18 protein-coding genes and 1 pseudogene are annotated in these 19,769 nt (G+C 38.5%); 11 read left to right on the top strand and 8 right to left on the bottom strand.

Going from position 1 to position 19,769, the window contains the following annotated elements; genetic code table 11:
* Window positions 1-176: 176 nt before the first annotated feature.
* Window positions 177-767 (bottom strand): TetR/AcrR family transcriptional regulator, encoded by a 591-nt coding sequence (locus OLD84_RS02170; RefSeq protein ID WP_209463112.1) that lies wholly within the window; start codon window positions 765-767, stop codon window positions 177-179.
* A gap of 195 nt (window positions 768-962) precedes the next feature.
* Here OLD84_RS02170 and OLD84_RS02175 point away from each other — a divergent pair, with 195 nt between their 5' ends.
* From OLD84_RS02175 to OLD84_RS02185, 3 genes are all read left to right on the top strand, one after another.
* Window positions 963-2,168 (top strand): MFS transporter, encoded by a 1,206-nt coding sequence (locus OLD84_RS02175; protein WP_209463111.1) that lies wholly within the window; start codon window positions 963-965, stop codon window positions 2,166-2,168.
* 276 nt (window positions 2,169-2,444) lie between these two features.
* Window positions 2,445-3,335 (top strand): YitT family protein, encoded by an 891-nt coding sequence (locus tag OLD84_RS02180; RefSeq protein ID WP_209463110.1) that lies wholly within the window; start codon window positions 2,445-2,447, stop codon window positions 3,333-3,335.
* A 758-nt stretch (window positions 3,336-4,093) separates the two neighbouring features.
* Window positions 4,094-4,813 carry a DUF1385 domain-containing protein gene (locus OLD84_RS02185; protein ID WP_209463109.1) on the top strand — a complete coding sequence of 240 codons (720 nt, stop codon included), beginning with the start codon at window positions 4,094-4,096 and terminating at the stop codon, window positions 4,811-4,813.
* 271 nt (window positions 4,814-5,084) lie between these two features.
* Here OLD84_RS02185 and OLD84_RS02190 read toward each other — a convergent pair.
* Window positions 5,085-5,414, bottom strand: a pseudogene (locus tag OLD84_RS02190) (aminomethyltransferase beta-barrel domain-containing protein); the annotation flags it as partial.
* 83 nt (window positions 5,415-5,497) lie between these two features.
* Between OLD84_RS02190 and OLD84_RS02195 the strand changes: the two are divergent.
* Window positions 5,498-5,836 (top strand): winged helix-turn-helix transcriptional regulator, encoded by a 339-nt coding sequence (locus tag OLD84_RS02195; RefSeq protein WP_209463185.1) that lies wholly within the window; start codon window positions 5,498-5,500, stop codon window positions 5,834-5,836.
* A gap of 80 nt (window positions 5,837-5,916) precedes the next feature.
* On the opposite strand, the gene OLD84_RS02200 is transcribed toward OLD84_RS02195, so the two are convergent.
* On the bottom strand, window positions 5,917-6,333 hold the full coding sequence (locus OLD84_RS02200; protein WP_209463107.1) for an Lrp/AsnC family transcriptional regulator: 417 nt from the start codon (window positions 6,331-6,333) through the stop codon (window positions 5,917-5,919).
* 119 nt (window positions 6,334-6,452) lie between these two features.
* Here OLD84_RS02200 and OLD84_RS02205 point away from each other — a divergent pair, with 119 nt between their 5' ends.
* Window positions 6,453-7,007, top strand: coding sequence for a cysteine hydrolase family protein (locus OLD84_RS02205; RefSeq protein ID WP_209463106.1), 555 nt, complete (start codon window positions 6,453-6,455; stop codon window positions 7,005-7,007).
* Window positions 7,008-7,066: 59 nt separating this feature from the next.
* Here OLD84_RS02205 and OLD84_RS02210 read toward each other — a convergent pair whose 3' ends face one another.
* Complete coding sequence (locus tag OLD84_RS02210) at window positions 7,067-7,852, bottom strand: sulfite exporter TauE/SafE family protein (RefSeq protein WP_209463105.1); 786 nt, start codon at window positions 7,850-7,852, stop codon at window positions 7,067-7,069.
* A 181-nt stretch (window positions 7,853-8,033) separates the two neighbouring features.
* Here OLD84_RS02210 and OLD84_RS02215 point away from each other — a divergent pair, with 181 nt between their 5' ends.
* Window positions 8,034-8,915: a LysR substrate-binding domain-containing protein gene (locus OLD84_RS02215; protein WP_209463104.1), complete on the top strand. Its 882-nt coding sequence runs from the start codon at window positions 8,034-8,036 to the stop codon at window positions 8,913-8,915.
* Between the two features lie 579 nt (window positions 8,916-9,494).
* Here the strand turns inward: OLD84_RS02215 and OLD84_RS02220 are convergent.
* The 3 genes from OLD84_RS02220 to OLD84_RS02230 form a co-directional block, all read right to left on the bottom strand.
* The gene (locus tag OLD84_RS02220; protein WP_209463103.1) at window positions 9,495-9,845 is read right to left on the bottom strand and encodes a DnaJ family domain-containing protein; all 351 of its coding nucleotides are present in this window, start codon (window positions 9,843-9,845) and stop codon (window positions 9,495-9,497) included.
* Between the two features lie 38 nt (window positions 9,846-9,883).
* On the bottom strand, window positions 9,884-10,429 hold the full coding sequence (locus OLD84_RS02225) for an NADPH-dependent FMN reductase (RefSeq protein WP_209463184.1): 546 nt from the start codon (window positions 10,427-10,429) through the stop codon (window positions 9,884-9,886).
* Window positions 10,430-10,867: 438 nt separating this feature from the next.
* Entirely contained in the window at window positions 10,868-12,073 is a 1,206-nt protein-coding gene (locus OLD84_RS02230; protein WP_209463102.1) for a Bcr/CflA family efflux MFS transporter, read from the bottom strand.
* Window positions 12,074-12,358: 285 nt separating this feature from the next.
* Between OLD84_RS02230 and OLD84_RS02235 the strand changes: the two genes are divergently transcribed.
* From OLD84_RS02235 to OLD84_RS02250, 4 genes are all read left to right on the top strand, one after another.
* Window positions 12,359-13,069 (top strand): MOSC domain-containing protein, encoded by a 711-nt coding sequence (locus OLD84_RS02235; protein WP_264917263.1) that lies wholly within the window; start codon window positions 12,359-12,361, stop codon window positions 13,067-13,069.
* 169 nt (window positions 13,070-13,238) lie between these two features.
* Entirely contained in the window at window positions 13,239-14,093 is an 855-nt protein-coding gene (locus OLD84_RS02240) for an MBL fold metallo-hydrolase (protein ID WP_209463101.1), read from the top strand.
* Between the two features lie 179 nt (window positions 14,094-14,272).
* Entirely contained in the window at window positions 14,273-15,208 is a 936-nt protein-coding gene (locus tag OLD84_RS02245) for an ATP-binding cassette domain-containing protein (protein WP_209463100.1), read from the top strand.
* Window positions 15,209-15,234: 26 nt separating this feature from the next.
* A complete protein-coding gene (locus OLD84_RS02250; RefSeq protein WP_209463099.1) occupies window positions 15,235-16,068 on the top strand; it encodes an ABC transporter permease in 834 nt (277 codons plus the stop codon).
* Window positions 16,069-16,246: 178 nt separating this feature from the next.
* On the opposite strand, the gene OLD84_RS02255 is transcribed toward OLD84_RS02250, so the two are convergent.
* Complete coding sequence (locus tag OLD84_RS02255) at window positions 16,247-17,833, bottom strand: peptide chain release factor 3 (protein ID WP_209463098.1); 1,587 nt, start codon at window positions 17,831-17,833, stop codon at window positions 16,247-16,249.
* A gap of 447 nt (window positions 17,834-18,280) precedes the next feature.
* On the opposite strand from OLD84_RS02255, the gene OLD84_RS02260 reads away from it, so the two are divergent.
* A complete protein-coding gene (locus OLD84_RS02260; protein ID WP_209463097.1) occupies window positions 18,281-19,741 on the top strand; it encodes a SulP family inorganic anion transporter in 1,461 nt (486 codons plus the stop codon).
* Window positions 19,742-19,769: the final 28 nt, after the last annotated feature.

Consider the following 19,769-nt stretch of genomic DNA (forward strand, 5'->3'; position numbering starts at 1 on the left):
AGTTAAATGAGATGTAAGAATAAACATCAGAATATAAAGAGGATGTATGGTGACATCTGGGTTCTTGTTAAGAAAAAAAGTAGGTAGAGTGGTATCCTTGTGATCCCTCGTTGCAGTTAGCTATACGATGGCTCACTAACTTCGAGGAAAATCAGTGTGTTTCTAAATAGGGAAAATCACTCCAGGTTAATCCTGATTCCACGCCAAAACACATTCCAAACCGATTCGGCATGATGTTCTACTTCTTCGAGCGTATAAATCGTGGTTTCATTCGCGAGCCCTTCAATCAAGCAGAAATACGTACGTGCTATACTTTTTGCATTTAGTTCCGTTGTTATTTCTTTTGACGTCTGTCCCTTGGCAACCACAATCTCCAAAAGCATTCTAGCTTTTTCCTCACTTTGTTCCATAGAAGCTGTCAATTCACTTTCCAGTCCTTTTGGTGGATATTGCATGAAGCGATTATAAAACTGGATGCTCGCATCATTTCGTGCCAGGTCATGAACATGTGTTTTAAATGATTCATATAACACTGTTTTTATATTCAGTGCTTGCACATCAAGCGATTTTCTTACAAATTCAACATACTCATCCACCATTTTCTTCGTCACATCGATAAATAATGCTTCTTTGTTTTTGTAATGAGCATATAAGGAAGGCTTTTTAATTCCGACCTTATCCGCTATTTTCGCCATTGACGTTCCTGCATACCCATTCACCGCAAACAGTTCAATGCTACTAGCTAAAATTTTTTCCTTTGTATGCATTATTTTCTCCTTTACAACAAAAATAAGTTTCGTTATAATTATTTCCTAACGAACGATCGGTAGTACCATCACTTATTATAACTTTCCTTTTTATTTATGTAAAGAATCTTAGCTTGTACTACCGTTAGGTTTTAACATTACATCAAGTAGGGTGTCATTAAACGTTATAACCTTTTCAACAGAGGAGAAGTTACCATGAATCAACAGTCATTATTCCGCAACCGCACGTTTATGCTATTACTTATCGCTGGCATATTTGCCGTCGTTGGCTTTAGTATGTTTTTGACGACGACCACTTGGTATGTCGTCACAGTCCTTGGCTCTGCCAGCTCCTTAGGTCTTGTCCTTATTGCAGCAACGCTTCCGCGCCTTCTCATGATGGTGTTTGGCGGGATACTCGCGGATAAATATAAAAAAACAACGATTATGTTTGGCACTAATCTGACTCAGAGTATGCTTTTATTTACAATTTTTATGCTTGTGCATAACGAAACCATGACACTTGGCATTTTGGTTATACTAGCAGGGGTCTTTGGAATGCTTGATGCCTTTTATGGCCCAGCCAGCTCTTCTATGATCCCTAAAATAGTAGAGAAATTCCAACTCCAACGAGCAAATGCTTATTTCCAAGGAGTTGACCAAGTTTCCTTTATTGTAGGCCCTATTTTCGCTGGCTTATTAATGGAAACAGTAAGCATTTCCGCTAGTTACTTGGTTGCAACGGTATTAGTGTTTCTGTCTGCATTAGTGATTTTCCCGCCGTTTATTAAAGAAGCGCCGGCCGAAAATCAAATCAAACAAAGCCCGCTAAAAGATTTGCGAGAAGGAATCTCCTATGTTCGCAAGTCTTCATACTTGCTTACTGGCATGATTGTGTTGATTACGCTCAATTTCTTTGTTTTTGGAGCACTGCAAATTGCGATTCCGCTTCTTGTTGATGTGCATGGTGGAACGCCTATTAACTTAAGCTACATGGAAGTAAGTCTCGGTCTTGGAATGGTTGCCAGTACAGGAGTTTTAAGCGTTGTGCAAATCAAACGCAGGGGCCTCACATCACTTCTTGGCTTATTTGCGGCGCTTGCAGCAATGCTTGTATTCAGCTATGCGCCCAATCTCATTTTCTTAACAGGAATTGTTTTTCTCATTGGCTTTTCCATTTCCTTTGTGTTTATCCCTTTTTTCACAGCAGCGCAGGAAAATACAGAGAACCGCTTAATGGGAAGAGTCATGAGCATCATCTTTCTTGCCATGAATGGTTTTGATCCTATCGCATATGGACTTGTGAGTATGCTTGTGGCAGTTGACGTTTCCATTCAACTTATACTTCTTGGGTTTGGCATCGCTGGGCTTCTGGTCGCATTTGCTGTTTTAATTAAAGCGAAATCTTATGTGCGTTCTTAGAGTAAAGTGATACTAAAACAAAAGGTGTTATTGTGAAAATGCCCAATAATTATTCATGCTTCAGTCTTTAATATATAGTCCACTCTCAATGGTTTTCTTATCAAAAGTTAAGGACGTTGATACTGTGTTGGTAGCGGGTAAGTTTATCAAACAGCATGGCAAACTAATTGATGTTTTTGGGTATCGTACACCAGTGAAGTTTCACACAATTAGTGCAACATAAGATAAAATCTTATATACTAATTATTAATTAGAGAGAGGAAAAGGAAGTGCGATATGAAAGATTATGGACTTATGGTGATGGGTACGTTTTTCTTTGCTTTTTCAGTAGCAATATTTGCAATGCCTAATTCGCTCGCAGAGGGTGGTATCCCTGGGTTATCTCTCTTACTTTACTTTGGATTAGGTTGGTCTCCTGCATTGGTGAATTTCATCGCGAATGGGCTAATTTTATTAATTAGTTATCGCTACTTACCTAAGTCGATAATAATAAAATCAATTATTGCTATTCCACTATTTTCAATATTTCTGTTCGTATTAGAGGATTTTGGGTCTGCAATGAATGACCCCCTTCTTGCTGCTCTTTATGCGGGAGTATTTACTGGGATTGGCTTTGGTTTCATCTTTCGTTCGGGAAGTACTATAGGTGGAACGTCCACTATTGCAAAAGTGCTAAACTATAAATTTGGTTGGGAAATAACAGGAACAAACTTTGTGTTAGATGCTTTAGTTGTTGTGGGTGGTGTATTCGTTATTGGTCCAATACTAACATTAAACACTGTAGTGGCTTTATTTATTGGAAAGCGAGTGACTGACTACGTCTTAGAAGGGTTTGAATCAAAAAAGATTGTTCATATATTTTCAGATTATAGCGAATCAATAGCTCGTTCTATTCGAGAGAATCTTGGTGCTCATACTACAATCTTGCAAGGTAAAAATGATGGGAATGGAAACGATGAGAATCTTATTTATGTTGCAGTTCCAAAACAGCAATTATTTTATTTAAAAAAATTGATCCGTGAGGTTGATGAAGATGCGTTTACTGTTGTTAATACAGTAAAAGATGTGAGTGGTGGTTCGCTTGCAAAAGCTCACTATCCAACACAAAAAACGTTTAGTAGTGCAAAGGAAGAAAAACAGTACTATAAAGGAAAAGCTGAAGAATGACAAGTACATCTAACCCTTGACCAATTATTTCTTTTAAAGTAACCCCGTTAAATAATCCCCATCGGTTTTCTTAACCAGATGGGGATCTTGTATATACTTTAAAGGATTTACTTACATTTATCACCGACAAGTGGATTAAAGAAGGGTAGTGGGGTAGAATCAGCCTTGGCTAAAAATTCAAGATGTTTCCTTGTAAGTTTGAATGCATTACGATTAACCGCAGGAACTGTGGGGATAGCCTAATCCATAACTGATCGATAGGTTGTGAGCCGCGGTGCATTGGTGATCGGAGGAAACTAGTATTTGGGGTTTTAAGTTAATGACTCAAAATATTGAGGATGTAGATGTTGATTATCTATTTAGTAGAGTGGATAGGGAATAAGAGCGGGATGGACTAACATACTGGTTAAGTAAAACAGTCAAATAGAATAATAACATTGGGAAAGCACCTTATATTCGATTGGGTGCTTTTTTGGTGTCCTTAGGTAGATATAGGGAAAATGGTATGGATAAGGAAGAATATGAAGACATGTTAGAAACGCTGACAAATTTACAAAAGCCTATGAAACTATACGAAGGTTGAAATTTACTCACAGTGAATAATGATCAATCAGTAATAAATAGATTTAAATATTAGGAATATATGGTAAAATAGTCATAGTCATATAGATGCAAAATAATTACTGTCACCTAAAAGATCTATCAAAAAAGAAGTTCAAAAAATTGATTGTTTTTATAGTAATTAGGAGGGATAGAATTTGGAAATTTATGGAGGAAGAGCAGGCTATAATTCTGTGCGTTTTACTGGAGAAAAGTATCAGGCAATATCCCGATTCAAGAAGGGGGAGATTACGACAGAAACGAGAGTGAAAAAGAGGGACAAGAAAATATTTATTGCACTTTCGAAGATACCTTTTGTTCGTTCTTTCTCCATGCTAGTCGAACTTATAATCGAAAATTGGAAGCCATTTTCATTAGTATTTACCTTGTTCCTAATGGAGTTTTTATTATTCAGAAACGCAAATTCATACACTATCCCAATTAACACCTTCGTAATGTTGGCTTGCTATTTAATTCTCGCTGGCCTTATCATAAAAATAACTCCTATTGGGAAGTATCATGCAGCAGAGCATATGGCTGCCAGCGCTTACGAGAAAGATTCGAATTTAACGTTAGGAAAAGTTAAAAAGCAACCGAGGACACATAAGGATTGCGGAACAAATTTAGTAATATCCATTTTCATCTGTTACTCTATACTATTTATGATATTTGGTGATCCGTTTTGGGTGTATTTGATTTCCTGGAGTGTTGGATATGAGCTATGGAAGAATGAACCAAAAATAATCTGGGATACAGTATTGGTAATAGGAAAAGCTGCACAATATGCTCTATTCACCTCAAAACCTAAAGAAAAACATTTAGTGGTGGCAATAGAGGCTATCACAAAATTAGAAGAGAAAGAGTTAGCAAGTCATTAAGGAATGAAGCTGTTCACAATACAATCGAAACGTACAAAGTAGGCAGGAAGTGTTTGATACTTTCCTACCTATTTTGTACCGATCGCTGTAGGTATTGCAATTCTAAATTAGAGTATGTTGTACATGCTTTCATAACGGTCTTTACACAAGCGATAAAGTTTTAATGAAGTTACCTTCACCATTTTTATCTGATTAATTTTCAATCATTTTATTATCTTGCTACTTCAAAATGGGTCTGTACCGACAGGAGACAGCTTTAAGTCTTTCTTCTTTAACCTACATAAGTTAATTGCTTATTCTCACGATATACTTGATTAATCGTTCCTCCACCGAGGCATTCTTCCCCTTGATAGAAGACAACTGCTTGTCCAGGCGCTATAGCTCGAATCGGTTCATGGAAAATGACTTTAACTTTGGAATCATTCAACCGTTCTACTGTTACTTTATTGTCTGGTTGGCGATAACGGAATTTCGCAGTACATTCAAATGTATCAGGTATATCCTCATTTAAAATCCAACTTACATTATCTGCAATGATGCTGTTTGAATATAGCATTTCATGGTGGAAACCTTGTCCAACATATAGGACATTCCTTTCCATATGAAACTAAATGTATTATATAGTTGATATAAATCAAATAACAAGTATGCACTTTTTTACCGCATACTATCTAGGAGGATAGTATAAACGTGAAAACACCTAAAATTAATATTGCTGACAGCCAAGAACCTGCTTTTGGATATACACTTTCCTTAATAAGCGGGAAATGGAAGCTACAAATTATTTATCATCTATCAAGAAACGGTGCAGTACGCTATAATGAACTTCAGCGTATGTTAGGCAAAATAACCTACAAAACACTTAGCACTACACTGAAAGAAATGGTGAATGATGGTATTGTTCTTCGTAAGGAATATCCGCAAATCCCTCCCAAGGTTGAATATAGCCTTACTGAAAAAGGGCAAACACTTTGGCCTGTTATTCAGGAAATGTGCCAGTGGGGAGAGCATAATCAACCGTAAAAAGAAAAACCCGGGAGAAGTTAACTTTCATCCCGGGTTTTAAGTCTATATTTCGGAGACATGCCTTATTAATTACTACCTTAGGTAATTTCTTGTATGGATAGATACAAAGAATAGTTTCCAAACCTGAGTATTTCATTAAGAAAAAGATTCAATTGTTCTTGTGTATTAACGTTCACTTTCAGATGGTAACATCCTTCTCCCGATACTCGGTGAGCTTCAACTATTTCTTTTCGTTCCTTAATAAAACGTAAAAATGGATCATGGTTTGCTGTTTTCATATAGATAATGACAAACGCTGTATAAGAAATACCTAATTTCATTTGATCTACTATTATAGAGTACGTTTTAATGACACCATTTTCCTCTAGTTTTTTTATGCGATTTCCTACTGCTTGCCCCGTCATATGAATTTGTTCACCTAAGTCTTTCCATTGAATACGTGAATTTTCGGATAGTAATTGCAGGATCTGAAAATCAATGTTATCAAGTTCCATAATAAATTCCTTTCACCATGAAAATTTTTGACCTAAAAGTGTTTCACCAACGTATCGATAGAAATCAATATATGGCTTATTATTACAGTGTAACAAAATTTTATAAATGAGGTGGAAAAATGAGTACAGCTTTAATCGTAGTTGATATACAAAACGACTATTTTCCAAATGGAAAGATGGAGTTAAGTAATCCTGATAAAGCAGCCGCTAATGCTGTTAAAGTTATCGATTGGTTTAGACAAAACAACAAGGATAATATTTTTCATGTACAGCATATCGCAGGTAGTCCAGATTTAGGCTTCTTTCTTCCAAATACAGAGGGAGCTGAAATACATGAAACTGTTCTACCATTAGAGAACGAAAATAAAATCATAAAAAATTTCCCTAACAGCTTTTTAAAGACTGATTTAGAAAGCAAGTTAAGAGAAAAAGGTGTAACGAAGGTAGTCGTTGTAGGTATGATGACGCATATGTGTATTGATGCAACAGTTAGGGCTGCAGTTGATCTAGGTTTTGAAACGACACTAATTGAAGATGCATGTGCGACTAGGGAGTTATCTTATAAAAATGAGGTCGTTCCAGCAGAACAGGTTCACTATGCGTTTGTTGGTGCACTTGACGGCATGTATGCTAGTATACGTTCGACTGAGGATTTCCTGGAACAAAATAATTAATTAGATTCAGGAGAGGGGATGTTTTAAAAAACAACCTCCTCTTTGTTTATAGAATCCTCTTATTGAAAATACATCCTCACACCAATAACAACCAATAACACCGATAGCATCTGCAGAACAATTTTCCCCGGGAGGCGCTGTGACAATTTTACTCCGATGTTTGCACCAATAATGACACCGACTCCTCCAAAGGCAACAATCATCCAGTCAATATTATTATAAAAGAGATGAGAAATGACCCCTACTGTAGAATAAAGAGATAAGGATAAGATAGATGTAGCTGCTGCTTGGTGTGTAGGCACTTTAAACAGGTAAATTAAAATCGGAACTAAAAGCCAGCCACCGCCTATCCCTAAGTAACTAGACAATACACCCATAACTAGTCCTAAGGGGATAAACCAATTATTATTTAATACCTTTGGTTCTGCTTGTGTTGCAGCAACAGGAGCTCTATTCTTAAAAATTTTTCCCTGCAACGCGGAGTTCTTGTAAAATAAAAATAATCCAAGGCCAGCTAATATTGTTGCAAAAATAACATAAAAATATTGCGAAGAATAAACTTGTAGTAACCATACACCGAGCAATGCTCCTGGAAGGGCGCTCACTCCAATGATAAGGGCTGTTTTATAATTTATTTTTTTCTGTTTCGCATAGCCGATAACACCTGTGATGGCATTAATCAGGACAATAACTAAACCCGATCCGGCTGCGATTACTGGATCTATATCTAGTAGGATAAGTAATGCAGGTACAAAGATGAAACCGCCGCCTGCTCCTACGATAGTGCCGTATCCTCCGGCAATAATTCCGATAATGAGTAGTAGGATTCCTGTTGAGATCTCCACGAAATTCACTCCTTTCTTTAATCCGAGTACTTACTTTATCTTCTCATGGAACGCGAAACAACCCAAATCAGTTTATTTTATAGGGTATAATAAAAGTGAATAGGTACGATTCTGTTATGATAAAATAGGATTTAGAATAGAATCAGGTGATATTTTGATAGAAGAGAAAGGGGGAATAGGGTTGAATATTGATAACTTAAGGATGTTTTGCCATGTGGTGGAAGAAGGAAGTATTACCAAGGCTGCGCGCTTGGGCTTTGTGTCACAACCTGCTGTAACCAGACAAATTCGCCAGTTGGAAGATAGTTATGGAACAACGCTATTTGATAGGGAAGAGGGAAAGTTAAAGCTGACGGAAGCCGGCAAACTGCTTTATCCATATGCGAAAGAAATACTTGCATTAAACAGGGCAGCCTATGAAGGGATTCAGGAACAGCTAGGAAAGATGGAGAAAATCTTACATATCGGAGCAAGTCTTACCATTGGAGAATATCTATTGCCTGGATTAATCGGCCGTTTTGAAAAGCTTCATCCTGATATTAAATTCAGTTTATCGGTTGGTAACACCCCCCTTATTCTTGAGAAATTGGAAGAAAATGAAATAGATATCGCTTTAGTGGAAGGTGTTTTCCAAAATGATCAATACAGAAAGCAAAAATTTGCAGATGATGAATTAATATTAGTTACTCCCTACGCTCATCGTTGGGGTGAGAAGCGTGAGATTCAGCTGAATGAGTTATCAGAGGAAAAGATGATCTGGAGAGAGAAAGAATCCGGAACCCGGTTAATCGTTGAAGAGGCATTAAGGCAGCATCTTGTTCTCGAAAATATAGAAAATGCAATGGAACTCGGTAGCACTCAAGCGATAAAAAGTGCCGTGGAAGCTGATTTAGGAGTGAGTATCTTACCTAAATTAACCGCCCAGAAAGAATTAAAATATAAAACATTACGAGAAATCCCGATCAAAGACTTCCATTTGACAAGAGACTTTTGGATGGTACAGAAAAAACGTCGATTTAAGAGGGAAGCAGAATCTTATTTTGAATCCTTTTTGATGAGGTGAAGCATGGGCGCTGTTCTCCCGTTTCCTAAAGGGAATAATGAGTAAAAGGGGAGCAAAAGAGCCGTCTCCATGTAACATTGCTTCTTCTGTATTCGCCTTAGTTTATTCTAAAATTGGGTTGGGTCATATTTTGGAAATGGGCTAGCTCTTTTTCAATGGTAGATATTTTTTGCTGCAAGCTCCATAAGCGGTATATATGTTTTAATTTCTCGACCAGCAAATTTCATAAACAAAAATTTCTCCCGTGGCAAACAGACCCATGTACCAGCTAGTGCGTCTATGAATTCAGTGGGTTGGAAGTTGCAGGTGGACAAAATAGAATGGTCGAATTGGAAGAATAATAATGAATTACTTGCTTTTAAAAAATGATATAGCCCCTTAAGAAGAAAAGGAAAAGTACATGTTTTTTTGTCAACTCAGGATGTAGAAGGGTTCAGTGAATTTGCAGAAGAGAAGATAGAGAAAGAAAGGAAAAGAATTCGTTCCTTCAGGGGTAAATGAATAAAGATGGAGGAAGCACGGGCAAGGTTCTCATGTTCCTTTTTCTTTCACCAATCTCGTAACCCTCCGTCAAATATTTTAAAATAATTTCCTGTAAATTTGTTTGGCGTAGGTGGAAAATTTCTTGTTCTTATGCAATTTCCTTTTTCTGACAAACGTCTCAAATTCCAGCTTGTTTTGCACTTCGTTTTTCTCCTCGTTTCCTGTTGCAGACTTTAATAAATCATCCACTGTGACATCGCTCTTATTTTTATCCGCTTCTTCCGTAATATATCCAGCATTTTTCAGTATTTTATACCCCATTCTAAATTCTGGGGGAAGTCCTTGAAAATCCTCCTGCAAATTAAGTGGTTTTCCTTTCCCTGGTAGGTCCTCAAACTCTCCATTATCAATGGATTTTTTAATTTTTTCTTCCACAAAAATATACATACTTGCACTCCTTTCATGGAATCCTGGACCAATCAGTGTCATTCTCTATTATTAATCCCCCGTTGCAGATAAATCATTTCATGGGCAAGTCTTTGAATTCTCTTGGAAGCATCACGATCTATAATTTCATCACTTTCCTCATTAAAGGAATCATTATGGATAAAGACGTTATTCGTTGGGGTTAATCCTTTGAAATAAGTAAGGATTGGCTTTAATTGGTATTCTGGTACGAGAAAATGTTTGTTAGACAATCCGGTTGCTACAATACCTGTGACCTTATATCTGAAGGCATATTCGGGGAAAAGGTCTAACAGGTTTTTTAATGCTCCCGAAATGGAGGCTTGATAAATTGGCGTGCCAAAAACTAGAAAATCGGCAGCCAACATTTTATGAACAACATTCCACGTATCATCGTTATAATCTGCTAACGGTGCCCCGACAGAAAATTCAATTTCATATTCCCTTATGTCAATTAACTCTGTTTGTATCGTTGAGTCAAGAAGTTGAGCTGCAACCAGAACGTCGTTTACAGCTAGAGAAGTTTTGTCACCAGCCGGTGCTCCCGATATCCCAACAAGTTTCATCATTACTACCTCTTTTCACATTATCATTCGTATTTTACGAGGAATAAGGTACCATTACGGCACCTTATTCCATCTATATTATTATTACTTTTTCACCAATGTCATCATTTTAATCGGATTCATTATTTATTTGCTAGTATTCTACTAGGCTATAGTGGAGGTTATCTTAACTTAAATCTTAATGCAACTAATTTGCTTGGCAGATAGGAAAGCACAAAAGATTTATGGGTTAATCCTATTTTTCCTCGTCGTTTGGCGATCGGAAGTTTCTTTTAATGGAGATAAATGAAGTGTCCGGCAACGATTCCTATCAAGTCACTGACCCGGAGGAAGAAGAACGAACGTAAAATCATCCAATGAAAGTATAATTTTAAAAGCGGTAATTTATCATTGTATAGAGTTTCTATGGGGTCTGTCCCTCAGTAAGGGACAGACCAATTAACTCTCATTCTCATTCGTTTTTACCAATGTAAAGAAAGCAATAAAACCGATCAGGGAAGTAGTGAAAAGAATCGCTCCCATTGGAACAGCAGATGATTCGTTAATACCGGCAAGCGGGGAAGATGCAGCCCCGAGCAGCATTGGAAGCATACCTAATACAGCACTTGCACTCCCGGCACGATGCCCTTGTTTGGCCATTCCCAGGGTAAAGGTGCTTGTGATGATCATTCCCATGGTAATCATATATATGAAAATTAATATGACGAGCGATGCTAAGGGGCCTTCTATAAATGTCATGACTAGCAGCAGGGTAGTAGCAGCTAGTGCAGTCGTTACAGCTGCCTGAAGCATTTTTAATTCAGAGACAATTCCACTTAAGCGTCCGATAATAAAACTCCCCGTAATAATGGCTATTCCATTTATTCCGAATAGCACACTGAATACCTGAGGAGAAACACCATAGATATCCTGGTATACAAAAGGAGTCCCGGATACATAGGCGAAACTTCCGCCATGTACAAACCCGACAACTAACGCATAGCCGATAAAAGAACGGTCTTTCAACAAACTGCCCATCGTCATTACGGAAGAGCCGATGGAACTAGGGATACGTTTCTCCGGCGGCAATGTTTCCTTTAATTTCACAGCAACAATGATGACAATCAAAACGCCAATAAAAGCCAGGAAATAAAAGATGGTTTGCCAGCTTGCCGATGGGAAGGCTAGAATTGCCCCACCGAGCATAGGCGCAACCATTGGTGCAACAGCATTGATAACCATCAAAAGAGCAAAAAACTTCGTAAGCTGCTTGCCGGTGAATACATCACGAACTACAGCACGAGAAAGGACAACCCCTGCTGAAGCAGTGAAACCTTGTAGGAACCTTGCAGCAATTAGTGTTGTAATATTCGGTGCTAAAGCGCAGAGAATCGAAGCTAATACAAACAGAGTGGTAGCAATTAACAAAGGCTTTCTCCTGCCTTGTGAATCACTGATTGGGCCTATAACTACTTGTCCGATCGCAAGCCCGATTAAACACGCGGTAAGACTAAATTGCACCAGTGTAGCGTTTATCCCGAAATCCTGGGCAATCCCTGGAAAGCTTGGCAAATACATATCTATATTAAGAGGTCCGAGAAAAGCAAGCAAACCGAGTAGCAGTGCCAACCCCACACGTGTTTTTCCAGTTGGATTATGAAGCATGAATAATCAATCACCTTTCTTTATAGCAAACATAACTATTATACGGTAGAGGTGAAAGGTAGTCTAGTGATTTTTCTTGTGTCTGTCCAGATCAGTCCCTTACTATACGAATGTGATAAATCAGTGAGCGGCAGACCTGGACTAACTCCGTATCTATGACTTTTGGGACGCGGAACCTGTCTCTACGTTCCAATTGAATAAGAGCGTATTTTTAAGTAGAATAGAGGTGCGAATAGACTTGTTCCATTTATATATATAACATTTAAACATAAGGAGTCGATAGAGGTGAGTCATCCTGTTATTGACCGAATTATGGTTGGGAAACCGCAAACATTCGGGCGAAAAGGGGCCAAACGCCCAATGGATCGCGAGTGGATAAGTGGCATTGTAAAGCGTACTGTTAAAGGAAAGATCTGGGCAGGTCAAACCAATCTAGAAGGCGATGGACAAGGGGATCTTAAGAATCATGGCGGTGTGGAAAAGGCAATCTTTGTCTATCCGATCTCTCATTACGCGAGCTGGCAAAAAAAGCTCGAACGAACTGACTTTACAGTTGGTGCCTTTGGTGAAAACTTGGCTGTTCAACACATAACTGAGGCTGATTTGTGTATCGGGGATATTTTCCATATTGGAGATGCTGTTGTACAAGTTTCGCAACCACGACGTCCCTGCTGGAGGCCAGCCAGGCGCTGGAAGATTAAAGACTTAGCTATACAAATCCAGCAAGAAGGCATGACAGGTTGGTATTTTCGTGTACTTAAAGAAGGCGAGTTGCAAGCAGGAGATCGTCTTAGGCTTCAAGAGAGGCCATATCCCGAATGGACCGTTGCAAAAAGTAACGATATTATGTATAACCAAAAACAGGATTTGGAACAAGCAGCTCGTCTGGCTGCTTGTGAGCTCCTTGCTCCGAGTTGGCGTGATACATTATCTAACCGAGCACAGGGCAAGGAGAACACAGATAGTCGCAGACGCGTAATAGGACCTAATGAATAGGCAAGGCCTGTCCCTCGTGATGTTTGTTAATGGACAGAACTATATTTTGTGATTGGTTGACCAAGTGAAAATTTCGAAAGCACATGTAAAATAAATCCGATAAATCTTTTTTCCATTTTGAGAGATAATAACCTTGTACTATTTTGTACAAGGAAGGATGGAGTATGTAATGGATCAGGAAATGAATTACGGTGATGATTATAAGTACATTCCTACGACGTCTGTCGGAAGCGGCATCGGCAGGGAATTATTGCAAGACTTATTTAGTCACACTGTCCAAATCGTTAATATTAACTTCGTTGGAAATCCGGATACAGGCGATTTTGTTTTAGTTGATGCAGGAATGCCTAATTCGGCAGAAGAAATTATCTCGGTTACGGAAGAACGTTTTGGTAAAAACAGCCGTCCAAAAGCGATTATCTTAACACATGGTCATTTTGATCACGTCGGAGCTATCGTTGAATTGGTTGAACACTGGGAAGTCCCGGTGTACGCACATGAATTGGAGATGCCCTTTTTAACAGGAGAAAAGAGTTATCCGGAGCCAGACGCAACTGTTGAAGGCGGTATGGTAGCAAAAATGTCTCCAATGTTCCCGAACGAATCGATCAACTTAGGTAGTCATGTTGAAATGTTGCCATCTGATGGAACAGTTCCTCATACAGATTTTAAGTGGATTCATACATCTGGACATACCCCTGGCCACGTTTCTTTGTTTAGAGAAGAGGATGGGGCTTTAATTGCAGGAGATGCCTTTGTTACGGTGAAGCAGGAATCACTTTATAAGGTGTTAACACAGGAACAAGAAATAAGTGGGCCTCCAAGATACCTCACTACAGATTGGGAAGCCGCCAAGGAATCTGTCATCAAATTAGAAGCTTTAAAACCAACTATTGCAGTTACGGGGCATGGACTTCCTATGAGTGGGGATATATTATCAAAGAGCTTAGATAAATTGGTTCAGGAATTTGATAGTATCGCCGTTCCAGATTTCGGAAAGTATGTCGACAAAAATACGCATTAAATTTTATAGCTAAAATGTCAACCCTATTGTGGCAAAATAATGCCATGATAGGATTTTTAGCAATTAGGAGAACGCTAAATTTTCTATTAATTAGGCGTGTTTCGCGTTGACTTCTTTCTTCATTCCGTGAATAATAACTAGTTAGTATAGTGGAACGAATAGGGAAGGGAGAATACGTTGTGGATTCAGTAATTGCAGTAAATGATTTAACGAAAACATATAAAAAAACCGATGCTGTTAAGGGGATCAGTTTTAAAGTTAAAGAAGGCGAAATATTTGGGTTTCTCGGCCCCAATGGAGCGGGAAAAAGTACGACAATCAACATGATATGTACGATGCTTCCGCCGAGTAGTGGTGACATTACCATTAACGGATTTAATGTGAACAAGCAGAAAGACCGTGTACGCGAGAGTATTGGTATCATTTTTCAGGAGAATACACTAGATGAAAAACTAACAGCTAATGAGAATTTGATGCTTCACTGCCGTTTCTATAAAGTACCAAAGTCAAAAAGGCAAGAGCGCATTCAAGAGGTGTTGGAAATTGTCGATTTAGTCGACCAAAGGAAAGATCGAGTGGAAACATTTTCAGGTGGAATGAAGCGTCGGCTTGAGATTGCTCGTGGATTGCTACATTATCCCAAGGTGTTATTCCTTGATGAGCCGACAGTCGGTCTTGACCCGCAAACGCGGGCGCATTTATGGGAGTATATTTTAAAACTGAAAGAAAAAGAAGGAATCACGATGTTTTTAACAACTCATTACTTAGATGAAGCGGAAATCAGTGACCGAGTTGCCATTATGGATCGTGGAGAGATCATTGCGCTCGACAAACCTACTGAATTAAAAAATCAACTTGGCGGCGATATGATTGAATTATCTACGGAAGATAATCAGAAAGCATTGGAAGAAATAAAGGCAAAAGTGGAAGGCGCTGAAGTATCGGTTCATGACGATACGATTTATTTGAAAGTAGCGAGTAGTGATGCTTTTATCTCTTCATTTATTAAAACATTAGATATACCTATAACGAAACTGAATATCCGTAAGCCTACGCTTAATGATGTGTTTTTAGCGTTTACCGGTAGACGGATAGGAGAGTCAGATGATAAATAATCAGCGGGAAGGGCGGGACTTTATAAATGGAAGCTATTTTTGCTATTTGGCAACGTGATATAACGAAATTTTTCCGAGATAAGGCAAGGCTGTTTGGTTCCTTTTCTATGCCAATCCTTTTCCTCCTTATTTTTGGTGGTGGAATGAGTGGTTCTATGGAAAGCATGATGGCTGGAACTATGGGGGGAGGCGCAGCTGGAGCAGACTTTGACTATGTTGAGTTCGTCTTTCCTGGTATTGTTGCGATGACGCTACTGATGACTTCCATCTTTTCTGCATTGTCAATCATTGAAGACAAGGACTTTGGATACATGAAAGAAATTCTCGTTTCTCCTATTTCCCGTGTGAGTATTGCCGTTGGGAAAATGCTAGGTGCAGCAACCGTTGCGACAGTTCAAGGACTTCTACTGTTTCTGCTCATTCCATTACTTGGCTTAACGTATGATTTTGTGTCCCTTATTCAAGTGATTCCATTTATGTTTTTGTTAGCCTGCGCTTTATCTGGGTTAGGATTGTTGTTTGCTAGTGTAATCCGGTCGACGCAAGGGTTTCAAATGATTGTGCAAATCCTTGTTATGCCTATGATTTTCCTTTCTGGTGCATTATTCCCGATTAACAATATGCCTACTTGGATGGATGTAATTGTAAAAATTAATCCAGTTACATATGGAGTGGATGTCATGAAAAAAATCATGGTGGATGTTGACAGCCTATCCCCAGAAGTAATTGATGCGATGGGACTTAACTTATCCATTTTCGGAAGACAAATTACGATTTTTGAGGAAATTCTATTTATTATCATCTTTGCTATTGTGCTCGTTTTATTAGCGACAGTAAGTTTTAAAAGGGCGAATGCATAAAGCGTGTTGAGGGGCTGCCCAGGGCTGCCTCTCAACACGCTAAAGTAAAAACAAATTTTGATCATAAATGGTTTCGTATTTTTGGTTTTTGTGATGAATCAAATTGTTTTGCGTTGTTGCCACTTGCAAAACAGGAAAAGGCATTAATCAACTCAGGCTGAGTAAAATATGTTAGCTATTAATAAGTCTGCTCAAACTTATTAGCTTCAAACAGATCAATCAATTCTGTTTTAGGATGTTTATCTTTGAACCAATTTAGAGCGAACTCGTTCCTGAATAATACAACGTAATTTCCCTCACGATCACGGACAAGCTGGTTCCGTTCATCAAAGAGTGACGCATCTACCTGTTCTTCCTTTAACCAACGGGGGATTCGCTCACCAATTGATTCTAACATAACCTCAACATTGTATTCATTTTTCATTCTATATTTGAACACATCATATTGCAGCTCACCCACCGCTCCTAAAATATTGGCTTCATTATCGTGTCTTTTAAATAACTGAATCGCACCCTCTTGAACAAGTTGCTCGATTCCTTTTTTAAATTGTTTGGATTTCATTACATTACTTGCTGTTACACTTTTGAATAGTTCTGGTGGAAACTGTGGTAACTCTTTATATTCGAAATGCGTTTTACCTTCCATCAACGTATCGCCGATTCGATAGGCATTTGGATCATAGACTCCTATAATGTCCCCTGCATATGCCTCCTCTATTGTATCCCTAGATGACGCAACAAATTGTTGTGTTTGCGAAAGTTTGACCGGCTTACCCGTTCTTGCGAGTTTCACATTCATTCCACGTTCAAATTTACCCGAACATACCCGTAAAAATGCTACCCTATCGCGATGAGCTGGATTCATGTTCGCCTGAATCTTAAAAATAAATCCGGAGAAGTCGGGGTTTTCAGGATCAATGACGCCTTCTGTTGATTTTCTTGGTCCTGGAGTTGGAGCCATGGATATAAACGTATCAAAAAAAGTCTGGACGCCAAAAGGTGCTAAAGCACTGCCGAAGAAAACGGGCGTTTGTTCTCCGGACATAACAGCGTCTAATGAAAACGTATCTCCCGCTTCTTCGACTAAAGAAAGCTCATCCTTTGTTTCTTGGTAAGTGGCCTGAGAAACCAAATCTTGATGTTCGGGCTTATTCAAATCCTCGTAAGGAATATAGGTCTCTTCCTCATTTCCATTGTGCTGAATAAACTGTTTTCCATCACGGTCGAAAATACCAAGGAATCGTTTCCCCATTCCTACTGGCCAGTTCATCGGATAAGTCTCAATGTCTAACACTTCTTCGATTTCTTCCAATAATTCAAGCGGCTCTCTACCTTCGCGATCCAATTTATTTATAAAGGTAAAGATAGGAATACCACGCATTCGGCACACCCTGAATAATTTCTTTGTTTGCGCTTCTATTCCTTTGGTAGCATCAATAATCATGACAACACTATCCACTGCCGTTAACGTTCGATACGTATCCTCACTGAAGTCGTCGTGGCCAGGTGTATCCAGAATGTTTACCTGATAATCATTGTATGGGAAGTTCATTACACTGGAAGTAACGGAGATACCACGTTGTTTTTCTATTTCCATCCAGTCAGATGCAGCAAATTTTCCCGTTTTCTTTCCCTTTACGGTTCCCGCAGAGCGAATTTGATTTCCGAACAAAAGCAGTCTCTCTGTTAACGTTGTTTTTCCTGCATCGGGATGCGATATAATAGCAAATGTTTTTCGTTTATTAACTTCATCATGTAGACTCATATAAAAAATCCCTTCTATATTATAGTTAAGTTAGTTGTGCCAATTTATACGCAGGGATTTTTACATTGGAATGATTCTCCTTCATTTATATTGATAATTGTATAAAAAGTATCACGATTACAGGTTTCAAGTCAATTGAACTGAAAATAAAGCATAATTCATGATTGGTTGTTTGTATGTTATATATTGTCCCTTCACTTAGGTGTACGTATTCTGCTGCCTGTTAAACAAGGTAGAAATTTGAAGGAAACAGGAGAAATAGGGAATAAGTCACTAATGGTTGCGCTTACTCACGGTTTTGCAGAACAGCGTATCTATGATATGCTTCATTTTGTTTAAATGGAACTAAATTTTTCAACTTAAGGTTAGTTTACTATAAAGTTAAACTTTATTCAGTTGGCCGGTTAAACGGCGATAAACTATTAAACAATAAAAAGAGGTGTTCAATTGAACGTAGAAGAAATCAAGCAAGAATGGTTTGGTAATGTTAAAGGGGATGTCCTAGCGGGAATAGTTGTGGCACTTGCACTTATACCTGAGGCAATTGCATTCTCTATTATCGCTGGAGTAGACCCAATGGTGGGGCTGTATGCGTCCTTTTCTATGGCGGTAGTACTTGCCATTTTCGGAGGTCGACCAGGAATGATCTCTGCCGCAACAGGGGCAATGGCATTACTCATGGTAAATTTAGTAGCCAGTCATGGGCTTGAGTATTTATTAGCTGCAACGATATTAACAGGTATTATTCAAATTCTATTTGGTGTTTTTAAACTGGCAAAAGTGATGAAATTCGTTCCCCGTTCCGTAATGGTCGGATTTGTGAATGCACTTGCCATTATGATCCTAACTGCACAATTTCAACATTTTGTTGGTGAAACCTGGGTCATGTATGCACTTGTTGCTTTAACGTTGGCAATTGTATATCTTCTGCCACGTATAACAAAAGCAGTTCCGTCTACGCTAGTAGCCATTATCGTGGTGACATCCATTGCTATATTCGGTAACCTTAATGTTGGTACTGTTGGAGATATGGGGGCATTAACACAACAATTACCAGTCTTTTTAATTCCTTCCATTCCATTTACGTGGGAGACCTTTATGATTATTCTTCCGTATTCCTTATCGCTTGCTATCGTAGGATTACTAGAATCGCTATTGACAGCGAATATCGTCGATGATATGACAGACACAGAAAGTGATAAAAATAAAGAAAGTCGAGGACAAGGTGTTGGTAATATAGTAACAGGATTTTTCGGTGGAATGGCGGGTTGTGCAATGATTGGGCAGTCCGTGATCAATGTGAAATCCGGAGGGTCTGGTAGATTATCTTCGCTTGTTGCAGGTGTATTTCTGATGTTTTTAATCATTGTATTAGGTGGAATGGTTATTCAGATTCCTATGGCAGCACTGGCAGGTATAATGATCATGGTTTCGATCAGTACATTTGATTGGTCATCGGTAAAACACTTGAACAAACTGCCCCGAACAGATGCCGCAGTTATGATTGTAACAGTTGGAGTCGTTCTATATACAAATGATTTATCATATGGTGTTTTAGCTGGGGTATTGTTAAGTGCTATTTTCTTTGCAGCAAAAATATCCAAAGTAAAAGTGACAGAAGAGCTTGTTTTAAACGAACAAAAGAAAATCTATCGTGTTGATGGACAGTTGTTCTTCGCATCAGTGAGTGATTTTCCAAGTAAATTTAATTTCACGGATTCTGTAAAAGAAGTAGAGATTGATTTAACAAATGCGCATCTGTGGGATGACTCCGCAATTGGTGCATTGGATAAAATAGAATCGAAGTTTGCACAGAATCAGATTAAGGTTCATTATACCGGCTTAAATTCAGAGAGCGAGCAATTGAAAAGTCGAATTGGTGGCCTTTCTAATGATTCTGGTCATTAAGCAATTCAGTGTTAAAAAAAGAATGAGA

Source organism: Virgibacillus natechei, from assembly GCF_026013645.1.
In the GTDB taxonomy this organism is placed as follows: domain Bacteria; phylum Bacillota; class Bacilli; order Bacillales; family Amphibacillaceae; genus Virgibacillus_L; species Virgibacillus_L natechei.

Bases quoted from the DNA above. Each gene is read 5' to 3' on its own strand.
- OLD84_RS02170 (WP_209463112.1), bottom strand. From the start codon at position 767: ATGCATACAAAGGAAAAAATTTTAGCTAGTAGCATTGAACTGTTTGCG.
- OLD84_RS02175 (WP_209463111.1), top strand. From the start codon at position 963: ATGAATCAACAGTCATTATTCCGCAACCGCACGTTTATGCTATTACTT.
- OLD84_RS02180 (WP_209463110.1), top strand. From the start codon at position 2,445: ATGAAAGATTATGGACTTATGGTGATGGGTACGTTTTTCTTTGCTTTT.
- OLD84_RS02200 (WP_209463107.1), bottom strand. From the start codon at position 6,333: ATGGAACTTGATAACATTGATTTTCAGATCCTGCAATTACTATCCGAA.
- OLD84_RS02205 (WP_209463106.1), top strand. From the start codon at position 6,453: ATGAGTACAGCTTTAATCGTAGTTGATATACAAAACGACTATTTTCCA.
- OLD84_RS02220 (WP_209463103.1), bottom strand. From the start codon at position 9,845: ATGTATATTTTTGTGGAAGAAAAAATTAAAAAATCCATTGATAATGGA.
- OLD84_RS02225 (WP_209463184.1), bottom strand. From the start codon at position 10,429: ATGAAACTTGTTGGGATATCGGGAGCACCGGCTGGTGACAAAACTTCT.
- OLD84_RS02230 (WP_209463102.1), bottom strand. From the start codon at position 12,073: ATGCTTCATAATCCAACTGGAAAAACACGTGTGGGGTTGGCACTGCTA.
- OLD84_RS02240 (WP_209463101.1), top strand. From the start codon at position 13,239: ATGGATCAGGAAATGAATTACGGTGATGATTATAAGTACATTCCTACG.
- OLD84_RS02250 (WP_209463099.1), top strand. From the start codon at position 15,235: ATGGAAGCTATTTTTGCTATTTGGCAACGTGATATAACGAAATTTTTC.
- OLD84_RS02255 (WP_209463098.1), bottom strand. From the start codon at position 17,833: ATGAGTCTACATGATGAAGTTAATAAACGAAAAACATTTGCTATTATA.